The organism is Pseudonocardia terrae, from assembly GCF_021343995.1.
Lineage (GTDB): Bacteria > Actinomycetota > Actinomycetes > Mycobacteriales > Pseudonocardiaceae > Pseudonocardia > Pseudonocardia terrae.
On sequence record NZ_JAJTTE010000032.1, the window covers coordinates 70,225 to 89,541 of the forward strand.

Genomic DNA, 19,317 nt, shown 5'->3' on the forward strand with positions numbered 1-19,317 from the left:
CCATGATCGCCATGTGGGGTATCGACTGCGGACGTCTCGTCCGGCGTCGCACGGACCCGCTGATCAGCGGCGGTCGCGGGGGAGGCGGCCGTCGACGAGGAGCACGCCCTCGGCCCGCAGTCGCGCGGACTGCTCCCGCGCGATGTGCGGGGCGCAGGTGCCGTCGGCGCGCAGGACGCGGTGCCAGGGCAGGTCGTGGCCGTCCTCCGCGAGGATCCGGCCCACCAGCCGGGCGCGCCCGGGGATGCCGGCGTCGGCGGCGACCCGGCCGTACGTGCTGGTCGCGCCGGGAGGGATCGCCGCGACCACGTCGCGCACCCGCTCGAGCGTCTCCTCGTCCATCAGCCCTCCAGGAAACCCCGCAGGTGCCCCGCGACCTCGGCGGCCCGCTCCAGGTACAGCATGTGCCCGGTGTCCACGGGGGTGACCGTGAGGTCCTCGCCCAGCTCGGTGCGGCAGGCCGCCAGCCACTTCTCCGAGACGAAGTCGGCGCCGGTCGCCGGCATGATCAGTGTGGGCCGGCCCGCCGGCGGCACCACCGCCTCGCGCGCCATCTCGCCCCACGCCGCGACCAGCGCCGCGCGCGAGTAGCGCCACCGCCAGGCGCCGTCCCGCTCCTCGAGATGGGCCTCGACCTCCGCGTCGACCAGCTCCGCCGGCACCCCCGCCCAGCTCTCCGCCTTCGCCGCGCGCGCCGCCTCCCGGTCGGGGTCCGACTCCTCCGCCCGGGACTCCTCCGCGGTCCGCAGCATGTCCTCCGGGTCGAGCCCGATCGCCGGGTCGAGCAGCACCAGTCGCGTGACACGCTCCGGCGCCGCGCGGGTGAGGTGGGTCGCGATCGCACCGCCGGCCGGGTCGCCGGCGAGGTGGACGTGGAGGGGAGCGTCGGGCATGCGGTGATCGCCACCCCACCCCGACAGGAACGGGCGCGATGCGAGCCTCCGGGCATCGAACGGCACCGGAGGGCGGCCTGTGGGACCGCCCGGTGACGCCCGCACGGGCCATCGGGCGGACGGACCGTGCGAGCGCCACGCGAGCGTCGTCGGCGCGACAGCCCTGTCACCGTCGGAAAGATCTTCCACGCCCGACCCGCGACCCCGCGTGGAACTGTCGGTGGGGCGTGGTCGAATCTCGGACCGTGACCCCCGATCCCGCCCGCCGTGCCGCGGTCGACGGCCTGCCCGTCGGCGGCGGTCGCGTGGGCGCGGCCGAGGGACCGCTGCTCGTGCGCCCGGCCCGGCCCGTGGCGCCGGAGCCGGAGTGGGAGGCCGCGGCGCGACGGGTCGTCGAGCACCAGGCCGGGCCGCTGCGCGTGATCGGCGGGCCGGGCACGGGCAAGACCACCGTGCTGCTCGAGAGCGTGGCGCGCCGCGTCCGGGCCGGAGTCGACCCGGGGCGCATCCTGCTGCTGGTGGGCAGTCGGCGCGCCGCCGCGGACCTGCGGGAGCGCCTCGTCCGGCTGATCCACCCGGACGACCCGGCCGCCACCGCCCTCCGGGCCCGCACCTCGCGCGAGATGCTCGTGCGCACCGTGCACTCGTACGCGTTCGGGATCATGCGGCTGCACGCCGCGCGCGCGGGTGACCCGCCGCCCCGGCTGCTCGCGGGCGCGGAGCAGGACGCGGTGGTCCGCGACCTCCTGGCCGGCGAGATCGCGAACTGGAACGGCAGCGTCCCCGGCTCGGGCTGGCCCGAACGGCTGCGGCCCGCGCTCGGCATCCCCGCCTTCGCCGCCGAGCTGCGCGAGCTCCTGCTGCGCGCGGAGGAGCGCGGGCTCGGTCCCGAGGAGCTCCTGGCCCTCGGCGAACGGCACGGCGTGCCGGAGTGGGAGGCCGCCGGCCGCTTCTTCCGCACGTACGAGCAGGTCATCCTGCTGCGGGGCGCCGCGGGCGGGGCCGCGCCGCAGGCCACCGCACCGGCCCTCGACTCCGCGGAGCTGGTCGCCGCGGCGCTCGACGCGCTGGCCTTCGATCCCGAGCTGCTCCACACCGAGCGGGAGCGGGTCCGCCACCTCCTGGTCGACGACGCGCAGGACCTCGACCCCCAGCAGCTCGAGCTGGTCCGGGTGCTGGCCCGCACCGCGACCAGCGCGCTCGTCGCCGGTGATCCCGACCAGGCCGTCCTCGGGTTCCGCGGCGCCGATCCGGACGGCCTGCGCGCGGTCGACGCGCCCACGGCGGTGCTGACCGTCGACCACCGGCAGCGGGACGCGGTCCGTGCCGCGGGCGCCCGGCTGGCCTCGCGGCTGTCCGGGTCGGGCGAGGGCCGGCTGCGGGTCGCGCCGGCGTCGCTCTCGCACGGGTCGCACGAGGTCCCGGACGCGGGCTCGGTGCTGGTCCGCACGTTCTCGTCGGCGGCCACGGAGGCGGCCTGGATCGCCGACCGGCTACGCCGCGCGCACCTGGTCGAGGGCGTGCCGTGGTCGGAGATGGCAGTGCTGTCCCGCTCGGCGCGACGGACCCTCCCGGCGCTGCGCCGGGCGCTGGTCGCGGCCGGCGTCCCGATCGCCGCGCCGCCCGAGGAGCTGCCGCTCGCGCGCCAGCCCGCCGTGCTGCCGTTCCTGCTCATCCTGCGGGCCGCCACCCGGCCCGAGGAGATCGACGCCGACGCCGCCACCGCGCTGCTCACCTCGGCGCTCGGCTCCGGCGACCCGATGCGGATGCGCCGGCTGCGCCGCGGCCTGCTCCGCCTGCACGCGGCGGGGGAGGAGGGCCGGCGCCGCCGGGCCGCAGGCCCCGAGCCCGCCGAACCCACCGAACCCACCGATCCCGCCGGGCCCGTCCCGGCCGCCACCGCCGAGTCGGCGCCCGGCCCCGTGCTGCCGCCCGACCCCCACGACCTCTCGGCGGAGGACGTCGAGCGGGTCGGAAGCGATCCGCTGCTGGTCGAGGCCCTGCGCGCGGCCGCGGCCGGTCGCCCCGACCCGCTCACCGCGCTCCCGCCCGGCGACAGCGCACCGCTGCGCGCCGTGTCGGCCCTGCTCGCCACCGCTGCCGAGGCCGCCGGCGAGGGCCGCACGGTCGAGGAGGTGCTCTGGCGCGTCTGGCAGCGCAGCGGGCTCGCCCGCCGCTGGGCCGCCGCCAGCGCCCGTGGCGGGCCGGTGGGCGCGGCGGCGGACCGCGACCTCGACGCCGTCCTCGCGCTGTTCGACGCCGCCGCCCGCTACACCGACCGGCTCCCCGGTGCGGACGTCGCGGGCTTCGCCGAGTACCTCGGCGACCAGCACCTCCCCGGCGACACCCAGACGACCGGCGCCCCGCGGGAGGCGGCGGTCGCCCTGCTCACCGCGCACGCCGCCCGCGGCCGCGAGTGGGAGGTCGTCGCCGTCCCCGGCGTCCAGGAGGGCAGCTGGCCGGACCTGCGGCTGCGCGGCAGCCTGCTGGGCAACGAACGGCTGGTCGACGTCGTCGCCGGGATCGCCGAACCCACCGGCGCCGAGGCGGCGGTGTCCCGCGTGGCCCCGCTGCTCGCCGAGGAGCGGCGGCTGTTCTACGTCGCCTGCACTCGCGCGCGGCGGACGCTGCTGGTCAGCGCGGTGCACGCGGAGGACGAGCAGCCCTCCCGCTTCCTCGACGAGCTCGACCCGTTACCGGCCGAGGCCACCGAGGGCCGGCCGACGTTCCGCCCCGGCCGCGCGCTCGTCCTCGCCGAGCTGGTCGGCGAGCTGCGCCGCGCCGTCACCGAGCCCGACCACGGCGACCCGGCCCGGGCGGCCCGCCGCCGGCGCGCGGCGGCCCAGCTGGCCCGGCTCGCCGCGGAGAAGGTGCCCGGCGCCCATCCGGAGGACTGGTACGGCCTGCCCGAGCCCTCGGCCGAAGCGCCGCTGCGCCCCGAGGGCGAGATCGTGCCCGTGTCGCCTTCGGACATCGAGCGGATCCTGTCCTGCCCGCTGCGCTGGGTGCTGGAGCGGCACGGGGGCAGCGAGACCGGCGCGTTGTCGGCGGTCACCGGCTCGCTCGTGCACGCCCTGGTGCAGGCACAGGCCGCCGGCGCCGATCCCGCGGAGCTCGACGCCGCGCTGCGGACCGCCTGGGCGCGGCTCGACGCGGGCGCGCCCTGGTACGGCCGCCGCGAGCTGGCCCGGGTCCGCGGCATGCTCGCCGGCTACGCCCAGTGGCTGCGCGAGAGCCGGGAACAGGGCCTGCGGCTGCTCGCCGTCGAGCACCCCGTCCAGCTCGACATCGAGGGCGACGACCCGGACGAGGTGGAGGTCGGTACGCCGCGCCCCACCGTGCGGCTGCGGGGCCGGGTCGACCGGCTGGAGGTCGACGCGGAGGGCCGCCCCGTCGTCGTCGACGTCAAGACGGGACGCACCGCGGTCAGCGCCGCCTCGGCCGCCGAGCACCCGCAGCTCGCGGTCTACCAGCTCGCCGCGACCCTGGGCGCCTTCTCCGACCTGGTGGGCGCCGGCGCCGCGCCCGGCGGCGCGCGGCTGGTGTTCGTGGCCGACCGCAAGGCCACGGGCTCGCCGAAGGAGCCCGTCCAGCCCCCGCTCGACGCCGAGGCCGCCGGACAGTGGCGGGAGGTCGTGTGGGAAGCGGCGCGGCAGACGTCCGGCCCGCTGTACGTCGCCCGCGTCGGACCGGACTGCGACCGTTGCCCCGTTCGGGGGAGTTGCCCCGCGGTCGAGTCCGGTCGGTCGGTGGTCGAGGAGTGAGCCCGGTGGGCGCGGTCCCGGCCCGCGGGCCCGCCCGCCCGACCTGCGGCGACCGTGCACCGCGCTCCCGTGCCCGCTCGGAGGTTCCTGCGTCACCCGGCCGGGTGTTCGCGCTAGGTTCGGGCACGTCCCCCTTGCGTTCCCCCCGCCGTGCTCCCCTGTCGTCGCGCGGCGGTCCGTCCCTGGAGGCGCCGTGTTCCGCCAACGCGTCCGTGCGGCCGGCATCGCCGGCCTGCTGGCCGTCGTGCTCAGCGCGTGCGGCTCCGCGGCCGAGCCCGAGCTGACCGCCGCCCCAGACTCGTCGCAGGGCGCGATGATCGCGCCGTCCACCGCCGCTACGACACCCCCGACCACCTCGGCGGCCGTGCCGACGCCCGCCCCGACGAGCACCGCGACCCCGAAGCCGAGCACCACCAAGAAGGCGGCGCCGAACGGCGCCCGCCAGGCCGCCACGTCCGGCGTCGCCTGGACCCCGGCGGGGGGCGACGAGTTCGGCGGTGGCTCGCTCGACGAGGGCAAGTGGGGCACCTACGACTCGGTCGGCGCGTTCAACAACGGCAGGCGCAGCCCCGACGCGGTATCCGTGGTCGGCGGTGCGCTCACGATCACCGCCCGGCCCGGCGACGGCGGCGTCTCGGGCGGCGTGGCCTATTCGAAGGGCCAGCTGTACGGGCGGTGGGAGTTCCGCGCGCGCACCGACAAGGGCCGCGGCTGGGGTTCGGCGATCCTGCTCTGGCCGGACTCCGAGAAGTGGCCGGACGACGGCGAGCTGGACATGATGGAGGTCCCCGGCGAGAACCGGGACCTGGCGCACACGATCATCCACTACGGCGGATCGGCCAACAAGACGTTCGGCGACGCCACCAAGGGCGACTTCTCCCAGTGGCACACCTTCGTGTTCGAGTGGCTGCCGGACCGGATCACCGTCTACATCGACGGGAAGAAGACCTTCGAGACCACCGACAAGGCGATGATCCCGACCACGCCGATGCACGCCACCATCCAGCTCGACCAGGGTCCGGCCAAGAACTGGATGGCGGCCCCGGACGACACGACTCCGGCCGAGACGAAGCTGCAGGTCGACTACATGCGGGTCTCGACACTGCCCGGGCACGCGGCCTGACGGACGCCGCCGCCCGCCCGGTTCTGTCGGGGCCGTCGGGTAGACAGGTGCCGTGACGATCGCTCCCGCCGACACGGGCCTCGCGCCCGCGGTGCTGGCGCGTGCCCTCGGGCTGCCGCCGCCCACCGAGGAGCAGGCCGCGGTGATCGCCGCTCCGCCCGAGTCCGCGCTGGTCGTGGCCGGGGCGGGCGCGGGCAAGACAGAGACGATGGCGGCCCGTGTCGTCTGGCTCGTGGCGACCGGGCAGGTGCTGCCCGAGCAGGTCCTGGGGCTCACGTTCACCCGCAAGGCCGCGCAGCAGCTCGGCACCCGCGTCCGGTCACGGCTGCGTCGCCTCGCCGGCTCCCCGCTGCTCGACGAGTTGGACCCCGGCGGCGGCCGGCGTGCGGCCCTGATCGCGGGGGAGCCGACCGTCGCGACCTACCACGCCTACGCGGGCCGGCTGGTCGCCGAGCACGCGCTGCGGCTGCCCGCGGAGCCGGCGTCGCGGCTGCTGGGCGAGACGGCGGCCTGGCAGCTCGCGCACCGGGTCGTCTCGTCGTGGGCCGCGGACCTCGAGGTCGACCGGGTGCCGGCCACGGTCACGGGCTACCTGCTGGCCCTGGCCGGGGAGCTGGGGGAGCACCTGGTCGAGCCGGAGCGGTTGCGCTCCTTCACCTCGGAGCTGCTCGCGGTGCTGGAGAACGCACCGCCGGGCAAGCGCCAGCGGGCCGAGCCGTCGCAGAAGTACCGGGACCGGACGGGGGCCCAGCGGCTGCGGGCCGAGCTGCTCCCGCTGGTCGAGGAGTACGCGCGGCGCAAGGCCGCCGAGCGCGCCATGGACTTCTCCGACCAGCTCGCGATCGCCGCCCGGGTCGCCGAGGCCCGGCCCGAGGTCGGGGAGATCGAACGCGCGCAGTACCGGGCCGTGCTGCTCGACGAGTACCAGGACACCGGGCACGCCCAGCGCGTCCTGCTCCGGGCGTTGTTCGGCCGGATCCCGGGCGAGCCCGTGCGCGCCGAGCCGCTCGCGGTCACGGCCGTCGGCGACCCCTGCCAGTCGATCTACGGGTGGCGCGGGGCGAGCGCGGGCAACCTCACCCGCTTCCGCACCGACTTCCCGCGGCCCGGCGGCGAGCCAGCCCGCGAGTACGGGTTGCTCACCAGCTTCCGCAACCCCGCCGAGGTGCTGGACCTGGCCAATGCCGTGTCCGAGCCGCTGCGCACCGCGCCGGACTCGGTGACCGTGGGCGCGCTGCGGCCCGGCCCGAAGGCCGTGCCCGGTGAGGTGCGGGTGGCGCTGCACCCGGACGTCAGCGCCGAGGTCGGCTGGGTGGCCGACGGCATCGCCGCGCACTGGCGGGCCCGGGACGCGGCCGGGGAGGGCCCGCCGACCTCGGCGGTGCTGGTCCGCCGCCGCGGGGACATGGACGCGCTCGCCGCCGCGCTGCGTGCCCGTGGCCTGCCGGTCGAGGTCGTCGGGCTGGGCGGGTTGCTCGACACCCCGGAGGTCCGCGACCTGGTCAGCGCGCTGCGGATCGTGGCGGACCCGCTGGCCGGGCCGGCGGCGGTCCGCCTGCTGACCGGCGCGCGCTGGCGGCTCGGGGTGAGCGACCTCGCCGCGCTGTGGGCCCGGGCCCGCGAGCTGGTCCCGCCGCTGCCGTCGCGCCCCGGTCCGCTGCCGCCGGCGGAGCTCGCACTCGGTGCGCTGCCCGGCGAGCAGGCCGAGCAGGCGGGCCTGGTCGACGCGCTCGACGACCCGGGCGAGCCCGAGCGGTACTCCGCGGCCGGGTACGCCCGGATCACCCGGCTCGCGCGCGAGCTGTCGTGGCTGCGGTCGCGGGCGTCGGCGCCGCTCACCGACCTGGTGGCCGACGTCGAGCGGGTCCTGCTGCTCGACGTCGAGACCGCGGCGCGGCCCGGGCCAGCCGGCCGCGCGCACCTCGACGCCTTCGCCGACGTCGTCGCGGACTTCGCGACCGGGGCCGAGGTGGCGAGCCTGCCGGCCCTGCTCGACTACCTGGAGACCGCGGAGAAGGCCGAGGACGGGCTGTCACCGGGCGAGGTCGAGGTGGCCGAGGACCGCGTGCAGATCCTCACCGTGCACGCCGCCAAGGGCCTCGAATGGGAGGTCGTGGCCGTGCCGCACCTGGTCACCCAGGTCTTCCCGGGCCGGCGGATGTCCGGCACCTGGCTCACCGGCGTGGCCGAGCTCCCGGTCCCGCTGCGCGGCGACGCGGACGACCTGCCCGGGCTGTACCTGCCACCCGGGCCGGACCGCAAGCAGGTGGAGGTGGCGCTCGACGAGCACGACGCCGCCCTCGAGGAGCGCCGGAAGACGGAGGAGCGCCGGCTGTTCTACGTGGCGCTCACCCGCTCCGAGCACGTCCTGCTCTGCTCCGGCCACCACTGGGGCGCCACGGGCTCGAAGCCGCGCGGGCCGTCGCCGTTCCTGCAGGAGCTGCGCACGATCGCGGAGCCCGAGGTCTGGGCGGAGCCGCCGGAGGAGGGCGCCGAGAACCCGGTGCTCGCCGAGCAGGTCACGGCCGAGTGGCCCGCGAACCCGCTCGGCCCGCGGGCCGGCGCGGTGCACGAGGGCGCGGAGCTGGTCCGCGAGGCCATCCGCACGCAGGAGCGGGCGCGGCGGGCCGAGCGGCGCCGGGCCCGCGAGACCGACCAGCTGAGCTTCGACATCGAAGCGGAGCCGATGGAGGAGCCGGACCCGGAGGGCTGGGCGGCCGACGTCGACGTGCTGCTGGCCGAGCGCGCCGCCGGTGTCGCCCGGCCATCGGTCGCGCTACCGGGGCACGTGTCGGTGAGCCAGCTCGTCGAGCTTGCGGCCGACGCCGACGCGTTCGCCGCCGGCCTGCGGCGCCCGCTGCCGTTGCCGCCCAACCCGCACGCCCGCCGCGGCACCGCGTTCCACGCCTGGCTGGAGCAGCGGTTCGGGGCGGAGCGGCTGCTCGACATCGACGAGCTGCCCGGCGCGGCCGACGAGGGCGCGAGCGAGTCCTCCGACGCCGAGCTGACCGAGCTGCAGGAGGCGTTCCTCGCCTCGGAGTGGGCGGACCGGGTGCCGGTCGAGGCCGAGGTCTCGTTCGAGACGGTGCTGGCCGGGGTCGCGGTCCGGGGCCGAATGGACGCCGTTTTCGCCGACCCGGACGGCGGGTTCACGGTCGTCGACTGGAAGACGGGTGCGGTGCCGGACGAGTCGCGCCGGCACGCCGTCGGGGTGCAGCTCGCGGTCTACCGGCTGGCGTGGGCGGCGCTGGCGGAGGTGCCGGCGCAGAAGGTGCGGGCGGCGTTCCACTACGTGCGCGAGGGCGTCACCCTCCGCCCCGCCGACCTGGAGACCGCCGAGGAGCTGCACGCCATGATCCGCGGCATCCCCGAGCAGCCCTGACCACTATGGAACCATAATGCGCGAGAATCCTGCCCCAGAGCGCGTTATGGAACCATAATGCGATCCAGGCGGCCCCGGAATCGCATTATGGTTCCATAGTGCGCGCCCTGACGGGCTCACGCCGAACTCAGTGCTGGACGGCCTTCTCCACGCCCACGCCGGTGAGCGACCGGACCTCCATCTCGGCGTACTTGTCCGCGTCGGCCTTCTCCTTCGACAGCACCGTGCCGAGGTAGCCGAGCAGGAACGAGAGCGGGATCGAGATCAGGCCCGGGTTGTCGAGCGGGAACCAGTGGAAGTCCACGCCCTGCAGCATCGACGCGCTGCGCCCGGTCGCCGGGTCGACCGGCTTCCCGGACACGACCGGCGAGAAGATGATCAGCACCAGCGTGATGGCCAGGCCGCCGTAGATGCTCCACAGCGCGCCGTTGGTGTTGAACCTCTTCCAGAACAGCGAGTAGAGGATCGTCGGCAGGTTCGCCGAGGCCGCGACGGCGAAGGCGAGCGCCACGAGGAACGCGATGTTCTGGCCGTTGGCGAGGATGCCGCCGAGGATCGCGACGATGCCGATCACGACCGCCGTCCGGCGCGCGACCCGGACCTCGGTGTTCTTCTCGTCCTGCACCTGACCGCGCTTGATCACGTTGACGTAGATGTCGTGCGCGAACGACGCCGACGCCGTGATCGTCAGCCCGGCGACCACCGCGAGGATCGTCGCGAAGGCGACGGCCGCGATCAGGCCCAGCAGGACCGTGCCGCCGAGCTCGTAGGCCAGCAGCGGGGCCGCGGAGTTCGCCCCGCCGGGAGCCTTCTTGATCGCGTCCGGCCCGACGAGCGCGCCCGCGCCGTAGCCGAGGACCAGCGTGAACAGGTAGAAGATGCCGATCAGCCAGATCGCCCAGGTCACCGAGCGGCGGGCCTCCTTGGCCGTGGGCACGGTGTAGAAGCGCATCAGGATGTGCGGCAGGCCCGCGGTGCCGAGCACCAGCGCCAGGCCGAGCGAGATGAAGTCGAGCCGGGTGGTGCCGTTCTTGCCGTACTGGGCCCCGGGGTTGAGCAGCTTCTCGCCCGCCGCGCCGGCCCTCTCCACGGCGTCACCCATGAGCGCCGACAGGTTGAAGCCGACGAGCGAGAGCACCCACAGGGTCATCACGCCGGCACCAATGATCAGCAGCACCGCCTTGATGATCTGCACCCAGGTCGTGCCGCGCATGCCGCCGATCAGCACGTAGGCGATCATCAGCGCGCCGACGACGGCGATGACGATCGACTGGCCGGTCTTCGACTTGACGTCCAGCAGCAGCGCGACGAGCCCGCCGGCGCCCGCCATCTGGGCCAGCAGGTAGAAGAAGGAGACGGCGAGCGTGGAGGTCGCGGCCGCGGCGCGGACGGGGCGCTGGCGCATGCGGAAGGCCAGGACGTCGCCCATCGTGTACCGGCCGGTGTTGCGCAGCAGCTCGGCGACCAGCAGCAGCGCCACCAGCCAGGCGACGAGGAAGCCGATCGAGTAGAGGAAGCCGTCGTAGCCGTACAGGGCGATCGCGCCCGCGATGCCGAGGAACGACGCCGCCGACAAGTAGTCGCCGGAGATCGCGATGCCGTTCTGCGGGCCAGAGAAGCCGCCGCCCGCGGTGTAGAAGTCGCCGGCGCCGCTCGACGCCTTCCTGCTCACCCGGATCACGATCGCGAGCGTGATGATCACGAAGATCGCGAAGATGCTGATGTTGAGCAGCGGGCTGGAGCCCGCCACGCCCTGCGCCAGGACCCTCATCGGCCGGCCCCCTCGATCTCCTCGCGGATCGCCTCCGAGTGCGGGTCGAACTTCTTGTCCGCCCACTTCACGTACCAGGTCGTGATGGCGAAGGTGGACACGAACTGCAGCAGGCCGAAGACCAGGCCGACGTTGATGTTCCCGGCCAGCTTGATCGCCATGAACCCGGGCGCGTAGCTCGCCAGCACCACGTAGAGCAGGTACCAGACGAGGAACGCCGCCGTGAGCGGGAAGACGAAGCGGCGCAGCCGGTGCCGCAGGGCCTGGAACTCGGTGCTCTGCTGGACCGTTGCCCAGTCGGGGTGGGCCGTGGTGCCTCTCGCCGGGCGCTCGCCGGCCGGGGGCGGGGACTCGGTGGTGCTCACGGTGCCTCCTCGCACTGTGGGGTGTGGTGCCGGGGTGTCGTGCCACGGCGGACCCGGACGGAACGGGTCGTACCGGACACAGCACAACCGAGTACCCGACAGGCGCGGAAGTAACGCACGACACATCGCGGACGGGGACGACGAAAGGCGGACGAACGGTCGGATTCCGCGACGAGCGGTCCTCGGTTCAGGTGCGTTCGTCCAGGTGGAGGCGCAGCATCGCGGCCTCGGCACCGGGCAGCGGGCGGTCCCGGCGGGACACCGCGACCATCGTCAGGAACGCGAGCGGCACCGAGAACAGCGCCGGCTGCCCCAGCAGCAGCGCGACGAGCCCTGGACCCGGCTGCGCCACGAGCCCCAGCGCCATCACCCCGGCCGACGACGCCAGCCCCACGGCCATCCCCACGAACGCGCCCCGTGCCGTCAGCCCCCGCCACCAGATGCCCAGCACCAGCATCGGGCAGAACGTCGACGCCGCCACGGCGAAGGCCGAGGTCACCACGGCCCCGACGTCGATCCGCGCCGCGGGCAGGGCGAGCAGCACGATCACCCCGGCGGCCAGCAGCGCGGTGAGCCGCAGCCGGCGCAGCGACCCGGGCAGCAGGTCGTGCGCGAGCGCGCCGGCCAGCGCGAGCAGCAAGCCAAGCGAGGTGGCGAGGAACGCGGCGAAGGCGCCCGCGGTGAGCAGCGCGGTGAACACGTCGCCCGTGGTGCCGCCGTCCACCCGGCTCGGGAGTGCGACGACGGCCGTGTCGGTCGCCCCGGACAGGTAGAGCTCCGGCACCAGCACCCCGCCGAGCAGCCCGTAGACCACGGTGAACACGTAGAAGGAGCCGAGCAGACCGACCGTGATCGCGGCGGTCCGGCGGGCGGCGCGGCCGTCGGGGCTCGTGTGGAACCGGACGATGACGTGCGGGAGCCCCATCGTGCCCAGCGCGGTGGCGACCAGGACGGACCAGGTGGCGAGCAGCGGGTGCCAGTTGCCGCCGTCGAGCAGGGGCCGTTGCCAGGTGCCGCTGCCGGGCAGCGCCGCGCCCGCGATCTCCGGCACCGCCGCGCCCTCGGGGAAGACCCAGGTCGCGTCCCCGGGCGCGACGTGCTCGCCCGGCTCGAGCCGCACCGGCACGCCGTCGGCGAGAACCGTGACCGGTTCGCGCACCTGCAGCCGGGTGTCCAGCCGGAACGTCACCTCGGTGGGCCGCGGGAAGGCGGCGTACTCCGCGGGCCGCACCGCCTCCGCGCGGGTGTCGGCGCCGGCCGCGACCAGCAGCCAGATCGCGGGGACGATGAACAGCAGCAGCTTGAGCACGAACTGGAAGGCCTGCACGTAGGTCGCGGCGCGCATCCCGCCGAGCGCGAGCGTGATGCTGACCGCCGCCCCCGCGACCACGATCCCGACCCAGTGGGGCGTGCCGCTGACCAGGGTCAGGACCTGGCCCGCGGCGGTGAACTGCGGCACCAGGTACAGCCCGGCGATCACCAGCACGACGACGGCGCTGAACCGGCGCAGGCCCGGCGAGCCCAGCCGGGCCTCGGCGAAGTCCGGCACGGTCAGCGCGCCGGTGCGGCGCATCGGGGCCGCGACCAGCACCAGCATCAGCAGGTAGCCCGCGGTGAAGCCGACCGGGTACCAGAGTGCCCCCACCCCGTTCTTGACGACGAGCCCCGCCGTGCCGAGGAACGACGCCGCCGACAGGTACTCCCCGGACACGGCGGCGGCGTTGAGCGTGGGGGAGACCCGCCGGGACGCGACGAGGAAGTCCGAGGTGGAGCGCAGGGCCGCGACGCCGCGCGCCCCGATCAGCAGCGTCGCCAGGACGACCGGGACGACGGCGAGCGCGGTCACCGGGCGCGGTCCGGCAGGTCCCTGCCGGCCTGCTCGGTCCCGTCCTCGGTCCGCTCCGCGCGCCGCAGCTGCCAGTGCGCCAGAACCGCCAGCACCGGGTAGGGCAGCAGCGCGACGGCGATCCAGACGACCGGGAAGGGCCCGACCCGTAGCGCCACCGGCACCGCCCCGAGCAGCACGGGGAGCCCGACCAGCAGCAGCGCGGCGGCGGCGAGCGTGCCGGCGGCGACCCGTAGTTGGCCGCGCCGGATCCGGGCCGCCACCCGCAGCTCCTCGCCGGTCAACGACCGCGGCACGGCCGAGACGCCGCGGCGCGCGGCGAGCGCCACCCTGGTCTGCGGGCTGGTCACGGCGACCCGCCGCTGCCGGCTCACCCCGCCACCCCGCTCACCGTGGCCGGCCCGGGGAGAAGTCCCCGCGCGTGGCCGCCTCGAGCAGTCGTTCCCGCAGCTCCCGGGCGTGCCGGCGGCTCACCGGGACGTCGCCGGCGTCGGTGTGCGCGAGCAGCCCGCCGCTCGTGTCGCTGCGCAGCTCCTGCACCGCGTGCACGGCCAGCAGGAAGCTGCGGTGCACCCGCACGTACCCGACGCCCGACCAGTGCTCCTCCAGCCGCGAGATCGGCATCCGCACGAGGTGCGAGCCGCCGCGGGTGTGCAGCCGGACGTAGTCGCCCTGGGCCTCGGCGAACCGGACGTCGTCGCGCCGGACGTACCGGGTCCGCCCGCCGAGCTCGACCGACACCGCGGCCAGCTCGTCGACGGCCGGGACGGGCGGCGCGGGGTCCGCGGCCCGCGCGACGCGCAGCACCCGGGCGAGGGTGGCGTCGAGCCGCTCGGCGGCGACCGGCTTGAGCAGGTAGTCCAGCGCACCGACGCCGTAGGCCGACACCGCGTGCTCCTCGAACGCCGTCACGAACACGATCTCCGGCGGATCGGTCATGCGCGCCAGCAGCGCGGCGAGCTCCAGCCCGTCCATCCCGGGCATCGAGATGTCGAGGAAGGCCGCGTCGAAGCGGCGGGCCTGCAGCAGCTTGAGCGCCGCGAGCGCGTCGCCGGCGGGCACGACCTCCTCCACACAGCGCGACGCGGCGAGGAGCCGGGTCAGCTCGGCGAGCGCGGGGGCGACGTCGTCGACCGCCAGGACCCGCAGGCGCGCCCCGTTCGCCGTGCTCACGAGGCGACCACCCCCGGCTGGAAGCGCGGCACCCGCATCACCACGCGGGTGCCGGCGCCGACCGCCGTCTCGATGACCAGGCCGTACTGCGGGCCGTAGACCGCGCGCAGCCTTCGGTCCACGTTGGTCAGTGCCAGCCCGTCGCCCGGGCCGGCCCCGGCGAGCACCGCGCGGGCCACGTCGGGATCCATGCCCGGCCCGTCGTCCTCGATCGCGATCACGCACTCCGATCCCTGGGCCTCGCCGCTCACCAGCACCGACCCGCCCTCGCCCCGGCGCTCGACGCCGTGCTGCACCGCGTTCTCCACGAGCGGCTGCAGAGCGAGGAAGGGCAGCGCGACCGGCAGCACCTCCGGCGCGATCCGCACCTGCACCCGCAGCCGGTCCCCGAGCACCGCGCGGGCCAGTGCCAGGTAGGCCTCGACGGCGCGGAACTCCCCGGCGAGCGTGGTGTAGTCGCCGCGGCGGGCCACCGAGTGCCGGATGTACTCGGCGAAGTCGAGGATCAGGTCGCGGGCGCGGTCGGGGTCGCTGTCGACAAACGAGCCGATCGTGGTCAGTGCGTTGTAGACGAAGTGCGGGGAGATCTCCGCGCGCAACGCCCGCAGCTCGGCCTCCTCCGCGGCCCGCGCCGAGGCCTCCAGCCGGCCGCGCCCGAGCGCCTCCGCGACCCAGTCCGCGGCCCGTCGCGCGGCGGCGCGGGGCACCTCGCCGCACACCGCGAGCACCCCGGCGGGCTCCCCGCGGACCTGCAGCGGCAGCACCACCGTGGTCCCGCGCGCGGCCCGGTGGCCGTCCCGGCGGGCCTGCTCGACGAGCTCGTCGGCCTGCGGATCGGGGCGCCCGGCCCAGGCGATCTCGCCGTGCAGGTCCGCCAGGCCCACGCCGTCGGCCCCGAGCAGGGCCCGCAGCCGGCGGGCCGCGCGCGCCACGGGATCGGGGCCGAGGTCGCCGGGCCGGGCGCCGAGGCCGCCGCGCAGGTCCGCGGCGATCGCCGAGCCGGCCGCGAGGATCTCCGTGGGGTCCGTGGTGCCGCCCCGGAGCCGCCGGAACAGCCGTCGCCGCCGCGCGACGGGGGCGTCCTCGGTCACCACGCGCACAGCCTAAGGTGCGCCCCCGACGTGCACGATCCGCACGCGGGTGCGGGGTCCCCCCGAGCATCGCCCGCTAGACGGTATGGGAAGCCTGGGCTGGGGCCTCACCGCATGTGAACGTGGGTTGCCGGGCAGGAGTGGGTCCTGGCCGGTAGAGCCACAGATGTGGGAGGCCCCAGTGGAGCGCAAGCGTACGAGCGTCGGGCTGGATGTGCACGCACGATCGGTGAGGGCGTGCGGGCTGGACGGGGTGACCGGCGAGGTGTTCGAGCGCCAGTTGACCCCGGACTGTGGCGAGTTGCTGGGCTGGCTGGGGTCGCTGCCTGGCCCGGTCGCGGTGAGCTATGAGGCCGGCCCGACCGGGTTCGGGCTGGCCCGGTTCCTGGCCGGTGAAGGCATCGACTGCCGGGTGGCGGCGCCGTCGAAGCTGCAGCGCCCGTCCGGTGATCGGGTCAAGACCGACCGGCGCGACGCCCGGCATCTGGCCCGGCTGGTCCATCTCGGGGAGATCGTCGCGGTCACCGTGCCCAGCGTGGGGCAGGAAGCGGCCCGGGATCTGGTGCGGGCCCGCGAAGACGTCCGCCGGGATCTGCTGGCCGCCCGGCACCGGCTGTCGAAACTGTTGCTGCGCCAGGGGATCGTCTACTACGGCGGGAAACCGTGGACGGCCAACCACGACCGGTGGCTGCAGGCCCGGCGCCGGTTGGCGGTGTTCGACCAGCCCGGGCTGGGGCTGGCCTTCGACATCGCCTACGACACCGTGCTGGCCACGCTGGCCCGCCGCGACCGGCTCGACGCCGCCATCGCCGAGATGGCCACCGAGGGCGACTACGCCCCGGTCGTGACCCGGCTCGGGTGCCTGCGGGGGGTGTCCACGCTGACCGGGTTCGGACTCGCGGTCGAGATCGGCGACTGGCAGCGGCTGAGCGGCCGCTCGATCGGCGCCTACCTCGGGCTGGTGCCCACCGAGTCCTCCTCCGGGCAGTCCCGCTCGCAAGGCTCGATCACCAAGACCGGCAACGCCCACGCCCGCCGGCTGTTGATCGAAGCCGCCTGGCACCACCGGCGCCCGAACCGGCCCAGCGTGGTGCTGCGTCGACGTCAGGACAAGGCCAGCCCGGCGGCCCGAGATCGCGGCCAGCGGGGCAACCGGCGGCTGCACGCGCGCTGGGCCCGGTTCGACGCCCGCCACAAGCTTCCGGTCGTGGCGAACACCGCGATCGCCCGCGAGCTCGCCGGCTGGTGCTGGTCACTGGCCGTGCTCGACGACGACTGACCAGCAGCCCTTGATCGTCCGAACCCGGGACACGGCGGTGACGGCTGCGCCTGTGAGTGGACCCGCGAACGCACTATGAGCAACCCCTCCTGCCCACCCCGTCGCCGGGGAGCAGGAGCCGGTGACGCTCGCTGCTAGACCCGCGGAACCTACTCGAGCCGAACAGTCCGTCCTGCGGTAACCAACCCGCGAATATCAGACTGACAACGCGTCGAACGCCGACACGCTCGCCACCACCGGCTCCCGGTCCGGACAACGAAGCGGTGCCCACGACGACGGTCCTGGGCACCGCTTCACCCTGCCCCTTGACAGAACGGCCTACATATCAGTGCGGTGACCACGAACGTTCGCCGGGTGATCGCGTGATCCGGGGGGTTCCTCGCAAGGCGCCCCCGCACCGCCTGTACCGGGCGTACCGGGGTGCGGGGGCAACGCCGCGAGGGGCCGCCCGGCGCGCGAGGACCGGTGAACGTTCGTGGTCACCGGACTAGCGACGGGTCGCGACCAGCAGGCCGTCGCCGAGCGGGAGCAGGGCCGCCACGAGCCGCTCGTCCTCGCGCACCTGCCGGGTCGCCTCGCGCAGGCCCGCGGCGGCGCGGTGGGCCGGGTCGTCGCCGTCCGCGGCAGGGTCGCCCGCGAGGCGGTCGGCCGTCTCCGGTGCGCCCGCCGACAGCACGCCGTCGAGCACGAGGACGCCGCCCGGACGGAGCAGCCGGATCGCCTCCGCGAGGTAGCCCGGGTAGTCCGCGGCACCGGGCGCGAGACGGGACCCGCCGCCGCTGCGCGCGACGTCGACCAGGACCAGGTCGTAGCCGCCGTCGGTCAGCCGGGGGAGGACCTCCAGCGCCAGCCCGTTGATCAGCCGCAGCCGTCCGGGCCCGTGCCCGGCGTCGAGGAAGGAGCGGCGGGCGGCCCGCTGCAGCTCCGGGTCGACGTCGATCGAGGTCAGCGTGCCGTCGGCGGCCATCCCGCGGAGCAGCCAGAGTCCGGAGACCCCGGACCCCGTGCCGATCTCCACGACGGCCCGTGCTCCGGTGGTCGCGGCGAGGAGGGCGAGCGCGGCGCCGGTGCCCGCGCTGACCGGGTCGGCCCCGGCCGCGAGACCGCGGGCGCGCGCGCCGGCGAGCACCTCGTCCTCGGCCAGGTAGCCGTCCACGTCGGCCGCAGTGGCGGTCATGGGCGTTGAACATACTGGGCGAACGGGCCACCACCGCACGGAATCGCAGCCGATCACCCTCCGGACGGGTTCACAGGTTCTTCTCAGACGGTTATCACGCTCCTGTCACGGGCATGCGGCACCTTGTGTGGCGTGGGACCGGGGTCGTCGGTCCTGCGCCGGGGCCGGGAACCATCCCCGCCGGCCCGCCGTTGACCGAACGGCACGACCCGCCGCAGGAGGTGCGCTCCCCATCATGACCGACCGACCGGCCACCGTGGGTTTCGACGCCGAGCCGTCGCTCGGGTCGTCGCTGCCCGGCGAGGGGGCCGACTGGACCCCTCCGAGCTGGGACGAGGTCGTCCGGGAGCACGCGGACCGGGTCTACCGGCTCGCCTACCGGCTCACGGGCAATCCGCACGACGCCGAGGACCTCACCCAGGAGACCTTCATCCGGGTCTTCCGTTCCCTCGCGAACTACCGGCCCGGCACGTTCGAGGGCTGGCTGCACCGCATCACCACGAACCTGTTCCTCGACATGGTCCGCCGCCGCGCCCGGCTGCGCATGGAGGGCCTGCCCGAGGACACCGACCGCCTGCCCGGCGGCGGCCCGGAGCCGGAGGACGTGTTCTCCGCCACGCACCTGGACCCGACATTGCAGGCCGCGCTCGACGAGCTGGCGCCGGAGTTCCGCGCCGCGGTCGTGCTCTGCGACGTCGAGGGCCTCTCGTACGAGGAGATCGGTGCCACCCTCGGGGTCAAGCTGGGTACCGTGAGGAGCAGGATCCACCGCGGTCGGGCGGCGCTGCGTCAGGCGATCGAGCGTCGCCGCGCCCTGGAGCGCACGGAGAGCACAGAGGGTCGCGAGCTGGTGGCGGCCGGGGAGAGGTAGGCAGTTCATGGCCGACGCGCGTCGGAGGTTCGGACGGAGCGCCCCCCACTGGGGTGTCGACCACCTGTCGCAGGACGCGGTGGTCGCCTTCGTCGACGACGAGCTCTCCGCCGGCGCGCGCGAGCGGGCCGCCGCGCACGTCGCCTCCTGCGGGGAGTGCGCCGCCGAGGTGGTCGCCCAGCGTCAGGTGCGCTCCGCCCTGCGCTCGGCCGACGAGCCGCACGTGCCCTCCTCGCTGCTCTCGATGCTGCGGAACATCCCGCAGGAGGCCGAGCTGCCGCCCCCGCCGCCGGGGCTCGCCATGACGGCGGACGGCCAGATGGTGTCGGTGCTGCGCCCCGAGGCGATGCCCGACGCGCAGGCCCGCCCGACCACCGCGCCGCCCGCCACCTCGGTGCGGCGCACCCCCGACCTCACCGGCCGCCTCGCCGCGCCCGCGGGCCTCGGGAGCGGGCACCTGCCCGTCTCGCGCGGTCGCCGGCTGCGCGTGGGCGCCGCGGCGGCGTCGGGCCTCGCGCTCGGCGCGCTCGCCTTCGGCGTGCTGCCCTCGTCCGCCGTCGCACCCGGCGCACCGGCCCAGCC

The 19,317-nt window shown here is 75.6% G+C and carries 15 protein-coding genes; 6 read left to right on the forward strand and 9 right to left on the reverse strand.

Annotated features, from left to right (window positions below):
- Positions 1-63: 63 nt before the first annotated feature.
- Both LWC33_RS21250 and LWC33_RS21255 read right to left on the reverse strand, forming a co-directional pair.
- Positions 64-342, reverse strand: a complete 279-nt coding sequence (locus tag LWC33_RS21250; RefSeq protein WP_233306169.1) for an MGMT family protein — start codon at positions 340-342, stop codon at positions 64-66.
- Positions 342-893, reverse strand: coding sequence for an alpha/beta fold hydrolase (locus tag LWC33_RS21255; RefSeq protein ID WP_233306170.1), 552 nt, complete (start codon positions 891-893; stop codon positions 342-344). Before LWC33_RS21255 ends, LWC33_RS21250 begins: the two co-directional genes overlap by 1 nt.
- A 245-nt stretch (positions 894-1,138) precedes the next feature.
- Here LWC33_RS21255 and LWC33_RS35320 point away from each other — a divergent pair, with 245 nt between their 5' ends.
- The 3 genes from LWC33_RS35320 (at position 1,139) to LWC33_RS21275 (ending at position 9,162) form a co-directional block, all read left to right on the forward strand.
- A complete protein-coding gene (locus LWC33_RS35320; protein ID WP_308190980.1) occupies positions 1,139-4,657 on the forward strand; it encodes an ATP-dependent helicase in 3,519 nt (1,172 codons plus the stop codon).
- A 193-nt stretch (positions 4,658-4,850) separates the two neighbouring features.
- The gene (locus tag LWC33_RS21270) at positions 4,851-5,780 is read left to right on the forward strand and encodes a glycoside hydrolase family 16 protein (RefSeq protein ID WP_233306195.1); all 930 of its coding nucleotides are present in this window, start codon (positions 4,851-4,853) and stop codon (positions 5,778-5,780) included.
- A 52-nt stretch (positions 5,781-5,832) separates the two neighbouring features.
- The gene (locus LWC33_RS21275) at positions 5,833-9,162 is read left to right on the forward strand and encodes an ATP-dependent helicase (protein WP_233306171.1); all 3,330 of its coding nucleotides are present in this window, start codon (positions 5,833-5,835) and stop codon (positions 9,160-9,162) included.
- Positions 9,163-9,289: 127 nt separating this feature from the next.
- On the opposite strand, the gene LWC33_RS21280 is transcribed toward LWC33_RS21275, so the two are convergent.
- The 6 genes from LWC33_RS21280 to LWC33_RS21305 form a co-directional block, all read right to left on the reverse strand.
- Positions 9,290-10,933, reverse strand: coding sequence for a monocarboxylic acid transporter (locus LWC33_RS21280; protein ID WP_233306172.1), 1,644 nt, complete (start codon positions 10,931-10,933; stop codon positions 9,290-9,292).
- Positions 10,930-11,298, reverse strand: a complete 369-nt coding sequence (locus LWC33_RS21285) for a DUF485 domain-containing protein (protein ID WP_233306173.1) — start codon at positions 11,296-11,298, stop codon at positions 10,930-10,932. The genes LWC33_RS21280 and LWC33_RS21285 overlap by 4 nt, the downstream gene beginning before the upstream one ends.
- A gap of 187 nt (positions 11,299-11,485) precedes the next feature.
- The gene (locus LWC33_RS21290) at positions 11,486-13,144 is read right to left on the reverse strand and encodes a sodium/solute symporter (RefSeq protein WP_233306174.1); all 1,659 of its coding nucleotides are present in this window, start codon (positions 13,142-13,144) and stop codon (positions 11,486-11,488) included.
- On the reverse strand, positions 13,141-13,518 hold the full coding sequence (locus tag LWC33_RS21295; protein WP_233306175.1) for a hypothetical protein: 378 nt from the start codon (positions 13,516-13,518) through the stop codon (positions 13,141-13,143). Before LWC33_RS21295 ends, LWC33_RS21290 begins: the two co-directional genes overlap by 4 nt.
- A 13-nt stretch (positions 13,519-13,531) precedes the next feature.
- A complete protein-coding gene (locus LWC33_RS21300; RefSeq protein ID WP_233306176.1) occupies positions 13,532-14,317 on the reverse strand; it encodes a LytR/AlgR family response regulator transcription factor in 786 nt (261 codons plus the stop codon).
- Positions 14,314-15,408 carry a sensor histidine kinase gene (locus tag LWC33_RS21305; RefSeq protein WP_372476668.1) on the reverse strand — a complete coding sequence of 365 codons (1,095 nt, stop codon included), beginning with the start codon at positions 15,406-15,408 and terminating at the stop codon, positions 14,314-14,316. Before LWC33_RS21305 ends, LWC33_RS21300 begins: the two co-directional genes overlap by 4 nt.
- A 181-nt stretch (positions 15,409-15,589) precedes the next feature.
- On the opposite strand from LWC33_RS21305, the gene LWC33_RS21310 reads away from it, so the two are divergent.
- Positions 15,590-16,687, forward strand: a complete 1,098-nt coding sequence (locus tag LWC33_RS21310) for an IS110 family RNA-guided transposase (protein ID WP_233306177.1) — start codon at positions 15,590-15,592, stop codon at positions 16,685-16,687.
- A gap of 487 nt (positions 16,688-17,174) precedes the next feature.
- Here the strand turns inward: LWC33_RS21310 and LWC33_RS21315 are convergent, their stop codons facing one another.
- Positions 17,175-17,864: an O-methyltransferase gene (locus LWC33_RS21315; protein ID WP_233306178.1), complete on the reverse strand. Its 690-nt coding sequence runs from the start codon at positions 17,862-17,864 to the stop codon at positions 17,175-17,177.
- A gap of 235 nt (positions 17,865-18,099) precedes the next feature.
- On the opposite strand from LWC33_RS21315, the gene sigE reads away from it, so the two are divergent.
- Positions 18,100-18,735: an RNA polymerase sigma factor SigE gene (gene sigE, locus LWC33_RS21320; protein WP_233306179.1), complete on the forward strand. Its 636-nt coding sequence runs from the start codon at positions 18,100-18,102 to the stop codon at positions 18,733-18,735.
- Positions 18,736-18,742: 7 nt separating this feature from the next.
- Positions 18,743-19,317, forward strand: a 575-nt coding sequence (locus LWC33_RS21325; RefSeq protein ID WP_233306180.1) for an anti-sigma factor family protein, incomplete at its 3' end; no start/stop codon positions are given.

Coding starts and splice junctions, on each gene's coding strand:
- LWC33_RS21315 (WP_233306178.1), bottom strand. CDS start 17,864: ATGACCGCCACTGCGGCCGACGTGGACGGCTACCTGGCCGAGGACGAG.
- sigE (WP_233306179.1), top strand. CDS start 18,100: ATGACCGACCGACCGGCCACCGTGGGTTTCGACGCCGAGCCGTCGCTC.
- LWC33_RS21280 (WP_233306172.1), bottom strand. CDS start 10,933: ATGAGGGTCCTGGCGCAGGGCGTGGCGGGCTCCAGCCCGCTGCTCAAC.
- LWC33_RS21255 (WP_233306170.1), bottom strand. CDS start 893: ATGCCCGACGCTCCCCTCCACGTCCACCTCGCCGGCGACCCGGCCGGC.
- LWC33_RS21250 (WP_233306169.1), bottom strand. CDS start 342: ATGGACGAGGAGACGCTCGAGCGGGTGCGCGACGTGGTCGCGGCGATC.